This is a genomic window from Streptomyces sp. SID10853 (assembly GCF_010548145.1).
GTDB lineage: Bacteria > Actinomycetota > Actinomycetes > Streptomycetales > Streptomycetaceae > Streptomyces.
On the sequence record NZ_JAAGLN010000509.1, the window covers coordinates 1 to 813 of the forward strand.

The window sequence follows — 813 nt, forward strand, 5'->3', positions numbered from 1 at the left end:
AGGCCGGCCCGCAGACAGGCGTGGACGTCGGCGCCGCCGCCCGCCGCGGCCGCGATCACGGCGGCGGCGAACATCTCGCCGTACACCCCGTTCGCCGTATGGGTGAGCACCGCGTCCCGCCAGGCCGCGCCGGCCGCCGCGCCCGGGTCACCCGGGTGGGTCCAGCCGAAGACATCGGCCCTGATCTGCGCACCGATCCACTCACGGAACGGATTGCGGTACGCGGCGGTGTCCGGCGGTTCCACTCCGGCGAGCAGATTGCGGTACGCGACCCGCTCGGCGGTGAAGGTACGGCCGGCCGGCAGTTCGTCCAGCCACAGCTGCGCCACGTCCGCTGTACTGAAGTCCGGGCCGTACCGGTCGAGCAGCAGCAGCCCGAGCAGCGGGTAGTTGAGGTCGTCGTCCTCGGGCGCGCCGTCGATGTTCTCGGCGAGCGAGGTGGGCCGCGAGCGGCGGTTCCACGGATGGGCGGCAGCCACGCCGGGGTCGAGACCCACCTCGGTGAACCAGTTGTCCAGCGGCCAGTTGCCGGTGGAGCGGGCGATGGCCCTGATGCCGTCGAGCGTCAGCTTCTCGACCGGCTTGCCGAGCACGCAGCCCGCCGCCCGGCCCAGCCAGGACGCCTCAAGACGGGAGCGCAGCGCGTCCCGGTCCACCGGAGCGGCCGCCGGCGCGGGCCACGCGGGGCACAGCGCCCTGATCGCGTCCAGGCCGGTCGGCTCGCAGGCCGCCAACGGCGATACGGTGGCGCCCAGTTCGTCCAGGATCTCCCCGGCGAGCGCGCGCAGCTCCGGGGCCGCGGGCCCCGCGGAC

1 protein-coding gene is annotated in these 813 nt (G+C 74.8%); it reads right to left on the reverse strand.

Features of this window, described 5'->3' with window-relative positions:
* The coding region (locus G3I19_RS36690; protein WP_203601193.1) for an ADP-ribosylglycohydrolase family protein at nt 1-813 on the reverse strand (813 nt) is incomplete at both ends.